Below are 15,982 nucleotides of genomic sequence, written 5' to 3' on the forward strand. Positions count from 1 at the left end.
GGTCTTAAACGCCGCAGAGTTGGTTACAATAGCGGCGTCCCCCTATTACGAGGCAGTCAGCAGTATGGAACAGTTCGAAGCGATCAACGTTGAGCAGGCGTACACCCGCTGGAAAGAGGGCAGCGCCGCCCTGGTCGACATCCGCGATCCGCAAAGTTTTGAAGCCGGGCATACGCCGGGCGCTTTTCACCTCACCAACGCCACCCTGTCGGCCTTTATGCAGCAAAACGACTTCGAGCGGCCGGTGATGGTGATGTGCTACCACGGCAACAGCAGCCGCAGCGCGGCGCAGTACCTGCTGCACCAGGGGTTCGACGCGGTCTACAGCATCGACGGCGGCTTCGAAGCCTGGGCCCGCCAGTATCCGCAAGACGTGGAAACCTCTGCCTGATCCCCGCCGCCCGCCGTGCGTCGGCGGGCTTCCCCTTGGTTTTTGTGCGCGTTTTCGCGGGTTTTTCGCAGATCCGTTTGCCAGCGCTCAGGATTTCGACGTTATAATCGGCCGTCAGGGTCGCCGGCGAGCAAGCCGCGGCCAAAATCATTCACTTACGACGGAAGAGCAATGGTTAGAGTAATCGCCATATCCAACCCGCGCCTGGCGCTGGCCTTTGTCGACTATATGGCGACCCAGGGCATCCGACTTGAGCTGCGCAACAGCGGCGAGGCGGCGGAAATCTGGCTGGCCGACGACGGTCACCTCGAGCAGGTGCAACACGAGCTGCAGCAGTTTCTGGCCGATCCGCTCAACCGCCGTTATCAGGCCGCCAGCTGGCAGACCGGCCATACCGACGCCGGCCTGCATTATCAGAGCGAATCCTACCTGCACACCCTGCGCAGCAAGGCCGGGCCGCTGACGCTCGGCGTGATGGTGCTGTGCATCGCGGTCTATATTCTGATGCAGGCGCTGGGCGACGATACCGTGATGTACTGGCTCTCCTGGCCGCAGGACAGCAGCCAATACACCCAGCTGTGGCGCTGGGTCAGCCATGCGTTCCTGCATTTCTCCCTGCTGCATATCCTGTTTAACCTGATGTGGTGGTGGTATCTCGGCGGCCAGATGGAAAAACGCCTCGGCGCCGGCAAGCTGTTCGTGCTGGCGGTGGTGTCGGCCTTCTTCAGCGGCTGGGCGCAATCGTTGTTCAGCGGCGCGCTGTTCGGCGGGCTGTCGGGCGTGGTTTATGCGCTGATGGGCTATGTGTGGCTGTCGGGCGAACGGGCGCCGGAGCGCGGCCTGATGCTGCCGCGCGGCCTGATGGTGTTCTCGGTGCTGTGGCTGGTGGCCGGATATTTCGATATTTTAGGAATGTCGATCGCCAACGCGGCACACATAGCCGGTTTAGTGTTAGGGTTATTGATGGCATTTTGGGATACGCGTCATCGCGCACACAACGAACAATAACAGCCGGGAGCTATGCCCCAATGGGCATAGCGGGCGTTTTAGGGGATTATCGTGAAGCAAACACAGCGTCATGACGCAATTATCGAGCTGGTGCGCCTGCAGGGTTACGTCAGCACGGAAGAGCTGGTCGAACATTTTGACGTCAGCCCGCAAACGATTCGCCGCGATTTGAATGACCTGGCAGACCAGAACAAGATCCAGCGTCACCACGGCGGCGCGGCGCTGCCTTCCAGCTCGGTCAACGCTGCCTATAACGATCGCAAGGTGATGTGGTCGGAAGAGAAGGCCCGCATCGCGCAGCGCGTCGCCAGCCAGATCCCGGACGGCGCCACGCTGTTCATCGATATCGGCACCACGCCGGAGGCGGTGGCCCATGCGCTGATGAACCACAAGAACCTGCGCGTGGTCACCAACAACCTTAACGTCGCCACCCTGCTGACCGCCAAGGAAGACTTCCGCCTGATCCTGGCCGGCGGCGAAGTGCGTACCCGCGACGGCGGCATCATGGGCGAAGCCACGCTGGACTTCATCTCCCAATTCCGTCTCGATTACGGCATTCTCGGCATCAGCGGCATCGATATGGACGGCTCGCTGCTCGAATTCGACTATCACGAAGTGCGCACCAAACGCGCGATTATCGAAAATTCCCGCTGCGTGATGCTGGTGACCGACCATTCCAAATTCGGCCGCAACGCCATGGTCAACCTGGGCAACATGAACCTGATCGACTACCTGTTTACCGACCAACTGCCGCCGCCGAGCGTGATGAAAATCATCGAACAGTACGACGTGCAGCTGGAGTTGTGCTGATCCGGCCTTAACCTGCGGGGCGCGCCGCCGCCCCGTTTCATCCCTTCAGACTCCCCTCACCGACAGCCGTTTGCGCGCCCGCGCCATATCCATACTATTTATGTGACTATCATCACCAAACTGTTACCTCTATCACGCCTAAATGTTTTTGTTTGGTTAACTCTTGGCTTGCTTGTTGGTTTTTGATTACAATCATGAGCGAAAACGAACATGAAAGAGCTATTTCGAACATCTGGAGGAAGATGACGTGGAAACCAAAGACTTGATCGTTATCGGTGGCGGCATCAACGGTGCCGGCATCGCGGCGGATGCTGCCGGGCGCGGGCTGTCGGTACTGCTACTGGAAGCGCAAGACTTGGCCTGTGCTACGTCTTCCGCCAGTTCCAAACTGATCCACGGTGGCCTGCGCTACCTGGAACACTACGAATTCCGTCTGGTGAGCGAAGCGCTGGCCGAACGTGAAGTGCTGCTGAAACTGGCGCCACACATCGCGTTCCCGATGCGTTTCCGCCTGCCGCACCAGCCGCACCTGCGTCCGGCCTGGATGATCCGCATCGGCCTGTTCCTGTACGATCACCTGGGCAAACGCACCAGCCTGCCGGGCAGCAAGGGGTTGCGCTTTGGACCAGAGTCGGTGCTGAAGCCTGAACTGAAGCGCGGTTTCGAATATTCCGACTGCTGGGTCGACGATGCTCGCCTGGTGGTGCTGAACGCGCAGGAAGTGGAAAAACGCGGCGGCGAAGTGCGCACCCGCACCAAAGTGACCCGCGCATGGCGTGAAAACGGCCTGTGGATGGTGGAAGCGGTCGATATCGACAGCGGCAAAACCTTCACCTGGCGCGCCAAAGGCCTGGTGAACGCCACCGGCCCGTGGGTGAAAAACTTCTTCGACGACGGCCTGAAGCTGAAATCGCCTTACGGCATCCGCCTGATCAAAGGCAGCCACATCGTGGTGCCGCGCGTGCACGATCAGCCGCAGTCTTACATTCTGCAGAACGAAGACCACCGCATCGTGTTCGTGATCCCGTGGAATGACGAGTTCTCCATCATCGGCACCACCGACGTGGAGTACAAAGGCGATCCGAAAGACGTGAAGATCGACGAGAACGAAATCGCTTATCTGCTGAAAGTGTACAACGATCACTTCAAGAAGCAGCTGGGCCGCGACGACATCGTCTGGACTTACTCCGGCGTGCGTCCGCTGTGCGACGACGAATCCGATTCACCGCAGGCGATCACCCGCGATTACACGCTGGACGTGCACGATGAGCAGGGCAAAGCGCCGCTGCTGTCGGTGTTCGGCGGCAAGCTGACCACCTACCGCAAGCTGGCCGAACATGCGATGGAAAAACTGGCCCACTACTACCCAGGCTGCGGCCCGGCGTGGACCAAAAACGCCACGCTGCCGGGCGGTGACATCGACGGCGATCGCGACGGCTACGCGGCCAAACTGCGCCGAGCGCACGGCTGGCTGCCGGAAGCCCTGGCGCGCCGCTATGCCCGCACCTACGGCAGCCAGAGCGAGCTGATCCTGGCCGGCGCCAACGGCCTCGCCGATCTGGGCGAAGATTTCGGCCACGGTCTGTATGAAGCCGAGCTGCGCTACCTGACCGAGAAAGAGTGGGTCGTAGAGCTGGACGACGCCATCTGGCGCCGCACCAAGCTGGGCATGTGGCTGGACGAAGCGCAGCAGGCGCGAGTGAAAGCCTGGCTGGCGGAACACGCGAAAACGAAAGCGCTGTCTCTGGCTTCCTGAGCCGCAGCGTAACGAAAAAGGGCCGGTTATCCGGCCCTTTGCTTTTTTCCTCTCTCGCTTTACAGTTTCACCGGCTTAATGTGCCAAATTTCATCCGCGTATTCCTGAATGGTGCGATCGGATGAGAAGTAGCCCATATTGGCGATATTCAGCACCGCGCGCCGCGTCCACTCGTCCTGATTGAGATAGACCTCGTCCACCTTGTCCTGCGTGTCCACATAGCTGCGGTAATCCGCCAACAGCTGATAGTGATCGCCGAGGTTGACCAGCGAGTCGAACAAATTGCCATAGCGTTTCGGCTCTTCCGGGCTGAACACCCCGGTGGCGATCTGCGTCAGCGCCTGATGCAGCTCCGGATCCTGCTCATAGTACTGGCGCGGGTTGTAACCGTTGCGGCGCAGTTCCTCAACCTGCTCGGCGGTATTGCCGAAAATAAAGATATTCTCCTCCCCCACGTGCTCACGCATCTCGACGTTGGCGCCGTCCAGCGTGCCGATGGTCAGCGCGCCGTTCAGCGCGAACTTCATGTTGCTGGTGCCCGAGGCCTCGGTGCCCGCCAGCGAGATCTGTTCCGACAGATCCGCCGCCGGGATAATGATCTGCGCCAGGCTGACGCCGTAGTTCGGGATGAACACCACCTTCAGTTGGGTATGCACGCGCGGATCGTTGTTGATCACTTTGGCCACATCGTTGATCAGGCGGATGATCTGCTTGGCGGCATAGTAGGCTGAGGCCGCCTTGCCGGCGAAGATCACCACCCGCGGCACGCGCTCGATGTCAGGGTCAGCCAGCAAACGGTTATACAGCGTGATGACGTGCAGCACGTTGAGCAGCTGCCGTTTGTACTCGTGGATGCGCTTGATTTGCACATCGAACAACGCATCCGGGTTGACCACCACGTTGAGCGTTTTGGCAATGTACAGCGCCAGCCGCTCCTTGTTCTGCCGTTTGGCGCGCTGCACCGCCTGCAGGAAGCTCGGGTAATCGACGTTGGCCTTGATCTCGCTCAGTTGGCTGAGATCGGTGCGCCAGGTTTGACCGATGCAGTCGTCCAGCACCGCCGCCAGCGGCGGGTTGGCCAGCGCCAGCCAACGGCGCGGCGTCACCCCGTTGGTTTTGTTGCAGAAACGGGTCGGGAATAGCCGGGCGAAGTCGGCGAACAGCGACTGCACCATCAGTTCGGAATGCAGGGCGGAAACGCCGTTGACCTTGTGGCTGGCCACCACCGCCAGCCACGCCATGCGCACCCGACGGCCGTTGGTTTCGTCGATGATCGAGACCCGCGCCAGCAGATCGTTGTCGCCCGGCGCCACTTCCTGCACCATCTTGAGGAAGTGATCGTTGATTTCGAAAATCAGCTGCAGATGGCGCGGCAAGATGCGGCCGAGCATGTCCACCGGCCAGGTCTCCAGCGCCTCGCTCATCAGCGTGTGGTTAGTGTAGGAGAATACCTGCTCCACCACTTCCCAGGCGTCGAGCCACTTGAACTTGTGCTCGTCGATCAGCCGGTGCATCAGCTCCGGAATCGACAACACCGGGTGAGTGTCGTTGAGGTGAATGGCGATCTTGTCCGCCAGGTTGTCGAAGGTTTTGTGCATCAGCCAATGGCGATTGAGAATATCCTGCACCGTGGCCGACACCAGGAAATACTCCTGCCGCAGCCGCAGCTCGCGCCCGGACGAGGTCGAATCGTCCGGATAAAGCACGCGCGACACGTTCTCCGAATGGTTTTTATCTTCCACCGCCGCGAAGTAATCGCCCTGGTTGAACTTGCCGAGGTTGATCTCGTTACTGGCCTGCGCGCCCCACAACCGCAGCGTGTTGGTGGCGTCGGTGTCGAAACCGGGGATCACCTGATCGTAGGCGATGGCCACGATTTCTTCGGTCTCCAGCCAGCGGGCCTTGGCCCCCTCCTGCTGCACGCGGCCGCCGAAGCGCACCTTGTAGCGGGTGTTATGGCGCGGAAACTCCCACGGATTGCCGTACTCCAGCCAGTAGTCCGGCGATTCCATCTGTTGGCCGTTGACGATGTTCTGCTTGAACATGCCGTACTCATAGCGAATGCCGTAGCCGCGCCCCGGCAGCGCCAGCGTCGCCAGCGAGTCAAGGAAGCAGGCCGCCAGCCGGCCCAGGCCGCCGTTACCGAGCCCGGGGTCGTTTTCTTCCTCCAGCAGCTCCGCCAGGTTCAGCCCCATCTCGTTCAACGCGTTGTCGATATCCTGATAGATGCCCATCGACAGCAGCGCGTTTGACAGGGTGCGGCCGATCAGGAACTCCATCGACAGGTAATACACCTGCCGCACGTCTTGAGACAGCTGGGCGCGGTTGGAACGCAGCCAGCGCTCCACCATGCGATCGCGTACCGCGAACAGCACGGCGTTCAGCCAATCGTGCCGGTTGGCGATGGCCGGATCCTTGCCGACGATAAACATCAGCTTATAGGCGATGGAGTGTTTCAGCGCTTCCACACTGACCGTAGGTGAGGTGTAACTAAACGGTGAAGTCATGGCTTTTTAATCCCTTGTAGGGAGCCCCGCCATTCGCCGCGGAATAGCGGGCTCCGCTGAACATGGACGCGGCACGCCGCGCCCCGACAATCTACCCTTACGGCTGCCCGCCGCGCGCCAACCCGAAACGCGAAACGCGGGCTACAAACGTTGATAAAGCGATAAATACTCTTTCGCCGCCACCGGCCAGCCGAAGTCCACGCTCATGGCGTGGCGCTGAACGTGGCGCCAGTGTTTCGGCCGGCTCCACAGCACCATGGCGCGGCGGATGGCGTTGCCCAGCGCGACAGCGTCGCAATCGTCGAACACGAATCCGCTGGCGGTGCCGTCGGCCAGGTTCTCCAGCGCGCAGTCCACCACCGTGTCCGCCAGCCCGCCGGTACGGCGCACCAGCGGCAGCGTGCCGTATTTCAGGCCGTAGAGCTGGGTCAGGCCGCAGGGCTCGAAGCGGCTCGGCACCAAAATGACGTCGGCGCCGCCGATGATGCGGTGGGAGAAGGATTCGTGATAACCGATCTGCACGCCGACCTGTTCAGGGTAGTCGGCGGCGGCGGCCAGAAACGCCTGTTGCAGCACCGCATCGCCGGCGCCCAGCAGCGCCAGCTGCCCGCCCTGCGCCAGCAGTTCAGGCAACGCCTGCAGCACCAGATCGAGGCCTTTCTGGCTGGTCAATCGGCTCACTACCGCGAACACCGGCAGTGATTCGTCCACCTTCAGCCCCATGGCCTTTTGCAGATGCAGCTTGTTTTTGACCTTGCTTTTCAGATCGTCGGCGTCATAGCGGGCGCTCAGCCGCGGGTCGTGGGCCGGATCCCAAATCTTGTCGTCCACCCCGTTGAGGATGCCGCTCAGCCTGCCCTGCCGCTGCCGCTCCTGCAGCAGCCCCTCCATGCCGTAGCCGAACTCCGGCCGGGTGATCTCACGCGCATAGGTCGGGCTGACGGCGGTCACGTGGTCGGCATAAAACAGCCCGGCCTTGAGGAACGACATCTGGCCGTAGAACTCCAGGCCATAGACGTTGTAGAACGACGCCGGCAGCCACAGCTCGGTCACGTGATGGGCGGAGAACAGCCCTTGATAGGCCAGGTTATGCACCGTGAACACCGAACGCGCCGGGTGGCCGTTGGCGGCCAGATAGGCGCAGCTAAGACCGGCGTGCCAGTCGTGAGCATGCACCAGCTGCGGGCGCCAGTAGCGATCCAGCCCCTTGGCCAGCTCGCAGGCCATCCAGCCCAGCAGCGCAAAGCGGCGGTGGTTGTCGGGGTAGGCATACATGGACTGATCGTGGTACGGGCTGCCCGGCCGGTCATACAGCCAGGGCGCATCGATGAGATAGATGCCCACACCATGGTAGGTGCCGTAACGCAGGCCAACCCGGCCGGCGAACGAGTCGATTTCCGCCACCAGCACGGTGTCGGGTATGCCGTTGCGTACGTCAGGAAAAGCGGGCAATAGCACCCGAACATCGGCGCCTTCGGCGATTTGCGCCGCCGGCAGCGCGCCAACCACGTCTGCGAGTCCGCCCGTTTTCAGCAGGGGGAACATTTCAGAACATACGTGTAAGACCTGCATTATCACTCCTGAAAGTCGGCCGAAGGCCTCTGGATAAGAAATAAAGCAGGCTTGCCGCTGTTATGTGTGCCGCGTTGCGCAAGCCATCGAACCGTTCATCGGGCGGCAGGCTATCGTTCTGCCCCCCACGTTAACTCACAATTTTGACAACATTTCGCGCGTCACCAGCACGATGCCGCCTTCCGAGCGATAGAAACGCTTGCTGTCCTCATCGGCGTTTTCCCCGATCACCATGCCCTCCGGAATGTGGCAGGCGCGGTCGATGATGCAGCGCCGCAGGCGGCAGGAACGGCCGACGTTCACGTCCGGCAACAATACGGTAGAGTCGATGGTGCAGAACGAGTTCACTCGCACGCGCGGGAACAGCACCGAATGCACCACCACCGATCCGGACACGATGCAACCGCCGGACACCAGCGAGTTCATGGTCATACCGTGGCTGCCGGAGCGATCCTGCACAAACTTGGCCGGCGGCAGCGGCTCCATGTGGGTGCGGATCGGCCAGGCGCGGTCGTACATGTCCAGCTCCGGCGTCACCGACGCCAGATCGAGATTGGCGCGCCAATAGGCGTCCAGCGTGCCCACGTCGCGCCAGTACGGCGGCAGATCGGGGTTGGACGTCACGCAGGACAAGGTAAACGGATGCGCCCACGCCGCCTGCTGCGCGGTGATTTTCGGGATCAGATCCTTGCCGAAATCGTGGCTGGAGCCGGGGGTCGACATATCCTCTTCCAGCAGTTGGAACAGATAGGCGGCATTAAAAATATAGATGCCCATGCTGGCCAGCGACATATCCGGATTGCCCGGCATCGCCGGCGGATCGGCGGGCTTTTCCAGAAACTCGATGATACGGTCGCTTTCATCCACCTTCATCACGCCGAATTCGCCGGCTTCGCTGCGCGGCACCGGCAGGCAGGCCACGGTGCACTGAGCGCCTTTCTCGACGTGATCGATCAGCATGCGTGAGTAATCCATCTTGTAGATGTGATCGCCCGCCAGGATCACCACGTATTCGGCCTCGTAGCGGCGGATGATATCCAGGTTCTGGTACACCGCGTCGGCGGTGCCCTTGTACCAATGCTCGGTGCTGAGGCGCTGCTGGGCCGGCAGCAGATCGACGAACTCGTTCATCTCCTCGTTGAGGAACGACCAGCCGCGCTGAATGTGCTGCACCAGCGTGTGCGACTGGTATTGGGTGATCACGCCGATGCGGCGGATGCCGGAGTTCAGGCAGTTCGACAAGGCGAAATCGATGATGCGGAATTTGCCGCCAAAGTGGACGGCGGGCTTGGCGCGGGTGGAGGTCAAATCTTTCAAACGTGAGCCGCGGCCGCCGGCCAGGATCAGCGCTACGGATTTAATCGGCAACTGGCGCGCCAACATCAGGGGGTCTTTATTTTCAAACCTAACCATAGCGGACTCCTTTTATTATTTCCGTACCAGAACGCAAAGCGAGCGCGCGGCCTGGTGCCAGGCGGGCAATACCGCCCGTGAGTCTTCCTGAGTGAACGGGGCGACAACCTGCCAATCGCCTTCCGGCAATCTCATCTCCGTCGTTTGCGGCGTGGCGTTGACCAGCAACAGCCAGCGCTGCGACAGCAGGATCTGCATGAGCAGCTCGCCCCGCTCCCACTGCTGCGCGTCGAGCGGCTGGCCTTGCGCGTTCAGCCACTGCACGCTGCCGTCGTCCTGCTGCCACCAGCGGTCCTGCTGCAGCGCGGGGATCTGGCGGCGCAGCGCGATCAGCGCCGCGACGTAATCGGTCAGCGCGTCATCCGCCGTGGCCCAATCGAGCCAGGTGGTGGCGTTGTCCTGACAATAGGCATTGTTGTTCCCCTGCTGGCTGTGTCCCTGTTCATCGCCGGCCAGCAGCATCGGCGTGCCCTGGGACAGCAATAGCGTGGCGAGCATCGCCCGCTGGCTGGCCCTGCGGCGTTGCACAATGGCGTCGTCGGCGACCAGGCCTTCCACGCCGTGGTTGTTGCTGAAATTGCGATCGCTGCCGTCGCGGTTGCCCTCACCGTTCGGCTGATTGTGTTTCTCGTTGAAGCTGACCACGTCTTGCAGGGTAAAGCCGTCATGCGCGGTCAGCATGTTGACGGTGGCGTAAGGCGCCCGCCCGCGCTGGTTGTACAGATCGCTGGAAGCGGCAAAACGCCGGGCGAACTGGCCGAGCGACACGCCGCTCTGCAGCCAAAAACGGCGCATGTCGTCGCGGTAATGATCGTTCCATTCGGCGAAGCGGCCGGGAAATGCCCCCACCTGATAGCCGCCGGGGCCAACGTCCCAGGGTTCGGCGATCAGCTTGCAGCGCGACAGCAGATCGTCCGCCAGCATCGCCTGGAACAGCGGCGCATCGCGATCGAACCCCGGCGTGCGGCCCAGCACGCTGCCCAGATCGAAGCGGAAGCCGTCGACGTGGCACTCCCGCACCCAAAAATGCAGGCAATCCATCACCCAGGCTACGCCCTGCGGCTGATCGAGCCGCAGCGTGTTGCCGCAGCCGGTGTCGTTGACGTAGTCCCCTTCGGGCGTCAGCCAGTAGTAACTCAGATTATCGATGCCGCTCAGCGACAACATCGGCCCATCCCTGTCCAGCTCGGCGCTGTGGTTGAACACCACGTCAAGGATCACCTCAATGCCGGCTTGGTGCAGCGCCTTGACCGCATCGCGAAATTCGTTGAGCGGCGTGGCATCGGTGCTCAGGCTGGCGTAGCGGTTGTCCGGCGCATAGGGCGCCAGCACGTTATAGCCCCAGTAGTTGATCAGCCCCAGCCGCTGCAGGCGCGGCTCGGAGGTATGCTGTTGCACCGGCAGCAATTCCAGCGCGGTGATGCCGAGGCGTTTGAAGTGGGCGATCATCGCCGGGTGCCCCAGCGCGGCGAAACTGCCGCGCAGCGCCGGCGGGATCTGCGGGTGCAACAGCGTCAGGCCGCGCACGTGCGCTTCGTAAATCACCGTCTGCCCCCAGGGCGTGGCGGGCGGGCGATCGTCCTGCCAGTCATACTGTTCGTCCACCACCACGCACTTCGGCATCAGCTCGGCGCTGTCGTGCGGGTCCGGCTGCTCGTAACCGCCGTGCAGGTGCGGGTGGTCCGCCACCGGCCCTTCCACCGCGCGCGCGGCCGGATCGAGCGCCAGCTTGTTGGGGTTGAAGCGCTGCCCGTTCGCCGGATCAAACGGGCCGTAGACCCGGTAGCCGTAACGTTGCCCCGGCCTGCCGCCCGGCAAATAGCCATGCCAGATATCGCCGCTGCGCGCCGGCAGCGGCAGGCGCACTTCGCGCTGTTGGCCGTCGAACAGGCACAGCTCCACCCGCTCGGCATGCGCCGAATACAGGGTAAAATTGATGCCTTCGCCGTCGTAATGCGCGCCCAGCGGCGCGGCGAGGCCAGCCGTCAGCTCGGTCATGGCGCCTCCCGCAGCAGATAAATGGTCGACAATGGCGGCAACGTCACGCTGATAGAGAAATCGCGGCCATGGCTGCCGACCATTTCGGAAGAGACCCGCCCCTGATTGCCGGCGTTGCTGCCGTGATAGTGGTGCGAATCGGTATTGAGGATCTCGCGATAGTCACCGGCGCGGGAAATGCCGATGCGGTAGCGATAGCGCGGCACCGGGGTAAAGTTGCTGATGGCGATCAGCTCATTGCCCTGCGAGTCGTAGCGCGCAAAGGCGAACACCGAGTTGTCGTGATCGTCAACCACCAGCCACTCGAAGCCATCCGGGAAGTAGTCGCGCTCGTACAGCGGCGCCTGCTGCCGGTAGCAGTGGTTCAGATCGCGCACCAGCCGCTGCACGCCGTTATGCCAGTTATCCAGCCCTTCCAATAAATGCCAGTCGAGGCTGGTATCGAAATTCCACTCGCGCCCCTGCGCAAATTCGCAGCCCATAAACAGCAGTTTTTTGCCCGGATGCGCCCACATAAAGCCGTAATAGGCGCGCAGGTTGGCGAACTTTTGCCAGGCATCGCCCGGCATACGGTCTAGGATCGATTTTTTGCCGTGCACCACTTCATCGTGCGAGATAGGCAATACAAAGTTCTCGGTATAGGCGTACAGCATACCGAAGGTCATCTGGTTGTGGTGATACTTGCGGTGCACCGGATCGCACTTCATATAATTGAGCGTGTCGTGCATCCAGCCGAGGTTCCATTTGTAATGGAACCCCAGGCCGTTGGCGTCCGGCGGCAGGGTGACGCCGGGATAGTCGGTGGACTCCTCCGCCAGCGTCACCGCGCCCGGCTGCGCCTGGCCGATAGTCTGGTTGGTATAACGCAGGAAGGCGATGGCCTCCAGATTCTCGTTGCCGCCGTAGTAATTCGGCACCCACTCGCCGTCGGCGCGGCTGTAATCGCGATAGATCATCGACGCCACCGCATCGACCCGCAGCGCGTCGATGCCGAAACGCTCCAGCCAATACAGCGCGTTGCCCGCCAGGTAGTTGCGTACCTCGTGACGACCGTAGTTGTAGATCAGCGTATTCCAGTCCTGATGGTAGCCCTCGCGCGGATCGGCGTACTCGTACAGCGCAGTGCCGTCGAAATTCGCCAGGCCGTAGGCGTCGCTCGGGAAGTGCCCAGGCACCCAGTCGAGGATCACGTTGATGCCCGCCTCATGCGCCGCCGCCACAAACGCCCTGAAGTCGGCCGGCGTGCCGAAGCGCCGGGTCGGCGCATACAGCCCCAGCGGCTGATAGCCCCAGCTGCCGTCGAACGGGTGCTCGTTGATCGGCAGCAGCTCGATATGGGTGAATCCCATGTCCTTCACATAATCGATCAGCTGCACCGCCAGCTCGCCGTAGCTGAGCCAGAAGTGGTTGTCAGTGTGGCGGCGCCATGAGCCGAGATGCACCTCGTAGATGGCGATCGGCTGGTCAAAATCGTTGGCGCGGCGGCGCGCCGGCGTCGACGGCACCACCTCCGGCAGCGGCGCCACCAGCGAGGCGGTATCCGGGCGCATCTGCGCCTCGAAGGCGTAAGGATCGGCTTTCAACTGAGTATTGCCGTAGCAATCGACGATTTCATATTTGTACAGCTGGCCGGCCTGCACGCCGGGCAAGAACAGCTCCCAGATGCCGTTTTCACGCCGCAGACGCATCGGGTGGCGGCGGCCGTCCCAGAAGTTGAATTCCCCCACCACCGAAACACGCTGGGCGTTGGGCGCCCAGACCGCAAAGCTGACGCCGTCGATGCCATCCAGCGTGACGAGGTGGGCGCCCAGCCGTTCATAGGGGCGCAAATGCGTACCCTCAGCCAATAGCCAACTGTCGATATCCTGCAGCAGCGGGCCGAATCGATAAGGATCGTCGACGATCTGTTGATGATCGCGCCAGCTGACCTGCAGCTGATAGCGGAAAGGATTTTTGCGCCGCGGCACCACCGCGCTGAAGAAACCGCGCGGATCGTCGCAGTTCAGCTGCACCAGCCGCCGGCCGGTTTGCTGTTCCACCAGCCAGACTGCGCCGGCGTCCGGCAGCAGCGCGCGCACCTGCAGACCGTTATCGGTCGCATGCATGCCAAGCAGAGCGAAGGGATCGGCGTAATGGCCGGCGATGATCTGATCAATCACGTCACGATCGGGAAGTACAGGCATAGTCTTCTTCCTTAGATTAACAGCATGATCTAAGCACGGCTTGTTGATTATTCCTTGGCCGTTTTGGTCATCATGCAATGCATTCGGACTCTAAAGCGTGATTGCGGTCGGTTATTGACCAATCTTTACTCTGCCGACCTGAATTTCGCTCTTTATGCTTATTTTTTGAAATATTTCAGTCATGGTGAAAAATTGTCCACCCATGCGTTAAGCATAGCCAATGTCTGTTAAAAACTGCTCAGCATTGCTCAGGAAAATTATTCATTAAGAAAACTGCCAGCCTGGCGGCGTTTGCATGCGGCGGCTGACGAGGAGATAGGCGGGATCCCGCCCATTGAAACGAGGCTGGCGATGACGCTGCCCGACGCGGTGCGCGGCGAACAAAAAAGCGGAAAATAAGGCATTAGGGGGCTGAAAGCAGCCAGCCCCCTGGAAGTGCGGGTTTACAGCAGGATACGCAGCATGCGGCGCAGCGGCTCGGCCGCGCCCCACAGCAGTTGGTCGCCTACGGTGAACGCCGACAGGTACTCCGGCCCCATATTCAGCTTGCGCAGACGGCCGACCGGCGTATTCAGCGTACCGGTCACCGCCGCCGGCGTCAGTTCGCGCATGGTTAGTTCGCGGTCGTTCGGGATCACGCGCACCCAGTCGTTGTGCGTCGCCAGCATCTGCTCGATTTCCGGCAGCGACACGTCTTTTTTCAGCTTCAGAGTGAACGCCTGGCTGTGGCAGCGCAGCGCGCCGACGCGCACGCACAGACCGTCGACCGGGATCACGCTGCCGGTGTTGAGGATCTTGTTGGTCTCCGCCTGGCCTTTCCACTCTTCGCGGCTCTGGCCGTTGTCGAGCTGCTTGTCGATCCACGGGATCAGGCTGCCGGCCAGCGGCACGCCGAAGTTATCGGTCGGCAGTTTGCCGCTGCGGGTGGCCTCGGTCACCTTGCGTTCGATATCCAGAATGGCGGAGGCCGGGTTCTGCAGCTCTTTCGCCACGTCGGCGTGCAGCATGCCCATTTGGGTCAGCAGTTCGCGCATGTGGCGCGCGCCGCCGCCGGAGGCCGCCTGGTAGGTGGCGACCGACGCCCACTCCACCAGATCGTTGGCGAACAGGCCGCCGAGCGACATCAGCATCAGGCTGACGGTGCAGTTGCCGCCGACGAAGGTTTTGATGCCTTTGTCCAGGCCCTGCTGAATCACCGCGTGGTTGACCGGATCCAGGATGATGATGGCGTCGTCCTGCATGCGCAGCGACGAGGCCGCGTCGATCCAGTAACCCTGCCAACCGCTGGCGCGCAGCTTAGGATAGACTTCGTTGGTATAATCGCCGCCCTGACAGGTAATAATGATATCGAGCGCGCTCAGCGCGTCGATGTCATACGCATCCTGCAGCGTGCCCTGCTGGCCGCCAAAGGCCGGCGCGGCGGAACCGTGCTGCGAGGTGGAGAAAAAGACCGGGCGAATGGCGTCGAAATCGCGCTCTTCCGTCATGCGTTGCATGAGAACCGAGCCGACCATTCCGCGCCAACCGATGAAACCAACGTTTTTCATAATATCTGTGTCCCGCCCGGATAAGGGCTTATTAGGTGATAACGAGTTGTGTGCAATATCTCCTCACCTTACAAAATGTCGGCGCGGGCGCAAAGTGAATTTATTCGATGGCTGGGGATTTCTCAGCAATCCTTCTTATAGGCAAGGACGCGGCCGTAAAGGCCGAGGCGTTTTCCCGATCACGAGGTCACCATGACAGAGATGATTTCCGCTACGGTATTGCTGTTTTTAATTATGGATCCGCTGGGCAACCTGCCGATTTTCATGTCGGTGCTCAAGCATCTGGAGCCGCGCCGCCGCCGGGTGGTGCTGATCCGCGAACTGCTGATCGCCCTGCTGCTGATGCTGATCTTTCTGTTCGCCGGCGAGAAAATTCTGGCGTTCCTCAACCTGCGCACCGAAACCGTCTCCATTTCCGGCGGCATCATCCTGTTTCTGATCGCCATCAAGATGATTTTCCCCACGCAGGAGGGGAACAGCTCCGGGCTGTCCGCCGGCGAGGAGCCATTCCTGGTGCCGCTGGCGATCCCGCTGGTGGCCGGGCCATCAATTCTGGCGGCGCTGATGCTGCTGTCGCACCAATACCCGCATCAGCTGCCGCATTTGGTGGCGGCGCTGCTGATCGCCTGGGGCCTCTCTGCGGCCATTTTGCTGATGTCGAACCTGTTCCTGCGCCTGCTGGGCAGCAAAGGCGTCAGCGCGCTGGAGCGGTTGATGGGGCTGATTCTGGTGATGCTGTCGACCCAGATGTTCCTGGACGGCGTGCGGGCTTACATGAAGCTGTAGGCGCCTGGCGG

General features: G+C 61.5%; 11 protein-coding genes. 5 read left to right on the forward strand and 6 right to left on the reverse strand.

Features of this window, described 5'->3' with window-relative positions:
* Positions 1-64: 64 nt before the first annotated feature.
* The 4 genes from glpE to glpD all read left to right on the forward strand — a co-directional run bounded on the left by glpE (position 65) and on the right by glpD (position 3,965).
* Entirely contained in the window at positions 65-391 is a 327-nt protein-coding gene (glpE, locus tag AC2CGI_RS21755; protein ID WP_004930790.1) for a thiosulfate sulfurtransferase GlpE, read from the forward strand.
* Positions 392-562: 171 nt separating this feature from the next.
* Positions 563-1,399 carry a rhomboid family intramembrane serine protease GlpG gene (glpG, locus tag AC2CGI_RS21760; protein ID WP_015379321.1) on the forward strand — a complete coding sequence of 279 codons (837 nt, stop codon included), beginning with the start codon at positions 563-565 and terminating at the stop codon, positions 1,397-1,399.
* Between the two features lie 51 nt (positions 1,400-1,450).
* A complete protein-coding gene (locus AC2CGI_RS21765; protein WP_004930797.1) occupies positions 1,451-2,209 on the forward strand; it encodes a DeoR/GlpR family transcriptional regulator in 759 nt (252 codons plus the stop codon).
* A gap of 247 nt (positions 2,210-2,456) precedes the next feature.
* Positions 2,457-3,965, forward strand: coding sequence for a glycerol-3-phosphate dehydrogenase (gene glpD / locus AC2CGI_RS21770; RefSeq protein WP_004930801.1), 1,509 nt, complete (start codon positions 2,457-2,459; stop codon positions 3,963-3,965).
* A 59-nt stretch (positions 3,966-4,024) separates the two neighbouring features.
* Here glpD and glgP read toward each other — a convergent pair whose 3' ends face one another.
* The 6 genes from glgP to asd all read right to left on the reverse strand — a co-directional run bounded on the left by glgP (position 4,025) and on the right by asd (position 15,185).
* Entirely contained in the window at positions 4,025-6,472 is a 2,448-nt protein-coding gene (gene glgP / locus AC2CGI_RS21775; RefSeq protein WP_031300290.1) for a glycogen phosphorylase, read from the reverse strand.
* Between the two features lie 141 nt (positions 6,473-6,613).
* Positions 6,614-8,044: a glycogen synthase GlgA gene (gene glgA, locus AC2CGI_RS21780; RefSeq protein WP_004930807.1), complete on the reverse strand. Its 1,431-nt coding sequence runs from the start codon at positions 8,042-8,044 to the stop codon at positions 6,614-6,616.
* Positions 8,045-8,179: 135 nt separating this feature from the next.
* Positions 8,180-9,457, reverse strand: a complete 1,278-nt coding sequence (glgC, locus tag AC2CGI_RS21785; protein WP_004930810.1) for a glucose-1-phosphate adenylyltransferase — start codon at positions 9,455-9,457, stop codon at positions 8,180-8,182.
* Between the two features lie 15 nt (positions 9,458-9,472).
* On the reverse strand, positions 9,473-11,455 hold the full coding sequence (glgX, locus tag AC2CGI_RS21790; RefSeq protein WP_021505182.1) for a glycogen debranching protein GlgX: 1,983 nt from the start codon (positions 11,453-11,455) through the stop codon (positions 9,473-9,475).
* A complete protein-coding gene (glgB, locus tag AC2CGI_RS21795) occupies positions 11,452-13,638 on the reverse strand; it encodes a 1,4-alpha-glucan branching enzyme (RefSeq protein WP_075684686.1) in 2,187 nt (728 codons plus the stop codon). Before glgB ends, glgX begins: the two co-directional genes overlap by 4 nt.
* A 443-nt stretch (positions 13,639-14,081) precedes the next feature.
* The gene (asd, locus tag AC2CGI_RS21800; RefSeq protein WP_015379325.1) at positions 14,082-15,185 is read right to left on the reverse strand and encodes an aspartate-semialdehyde dehydrogenase; all 1,104 of its coding nucleotides are present in this window, start codon (positions 15,183-15,185) and stop codon (positions 14,082-14,084) included.
* A gap of 192 nt (positions 15,186-15,377) precedes the next feature.
* On the opposite strand from asd, the gene AC2CGI_RS21805 reads away from it, so the two are divergent.
* Positions 15,378-15,971: a YhgN family NAAT transporter gene (locus tag AC2CGI_RS21805; RefSeq protein ID WP_004930825.1), complete on the forward strand. Its 594-nt coding sequence runs from the start codon at positions 15,378-15,380 to the stop codon at positions 15,969-15,971.
* Positions 15,972-15,982 lie beyond the last annotated feature (11 nt).

This window comes from Serratia sp. LSHTC3 (genome assembly GCF_057197125.1).

What these genes read in the sequence shown, in the direction of transcription:
- glgC (WP_004930810.1), bottom strand. Translation starts at nt 9,457, where the DNA reads ATGGTTAGGTTTGAAAATAAAGACCCCCTGATGTTGGCGCGCCAGTTG.
- glpE (WP_004930790.1), top strand. Translation starts at nt 65, where the DNA reads ATGGAACAGTTCGAAGCGATCAACGTTGAGCAGGCGTACACCCGCTGG.
- glpG (WP_015379321.1), top strand. Translation starts at nt 563, where the DNA reads ATGGTTAGAGTAATCGCCATATCCAACCCGCGCCTGGCGCTGGCCTTT.
- glgX (WP_021505182.1), bottom strand. Translation starts at nt 11,455, where the DNA reads ATGACCGAGCTGACGGCTGGCCTCGCCGCGCCGCTGGGCGCGCATTAC.
- asd (WP_015379325.1), bottom strand. Translation starts at nt 15,185, where the DNA reads ATGAAAAACGTTGGTTTCATCGGTTGGCGCGGAATGGTCGGCTCGGTT.
- glgP (WP_031300290.1), bottom strand. Translation starts at nt 6,472, where the DNA reads ATGACTTCACCGTTTAGTTACACCTCACCTACGGTCAGTGTGGAAGCG.
- glgB (WP_075684686.1), bottom strand. Translation starts at nt 13,638, where the DNA reads ATGCCTGTACTTCCCGATCGTGACGTGATTGATCAGATCATCGCCGGC.
- AC2CGI_RS21805 (WP_004930825.1), top strand. Translation starts at nt 15,378, where the DNA reads ATGACAGAGATGATTTCCGCTACGGTATTGCTGTTTTTAATTATGGAT.
- glgA (WP_004930807.1), bottom strand. Translation starts at nt 8,044, where the DNA reads ATGCAGGTCTTACACGTATGTTCTGAAATGTTCCCCCTGCTGAAAACG.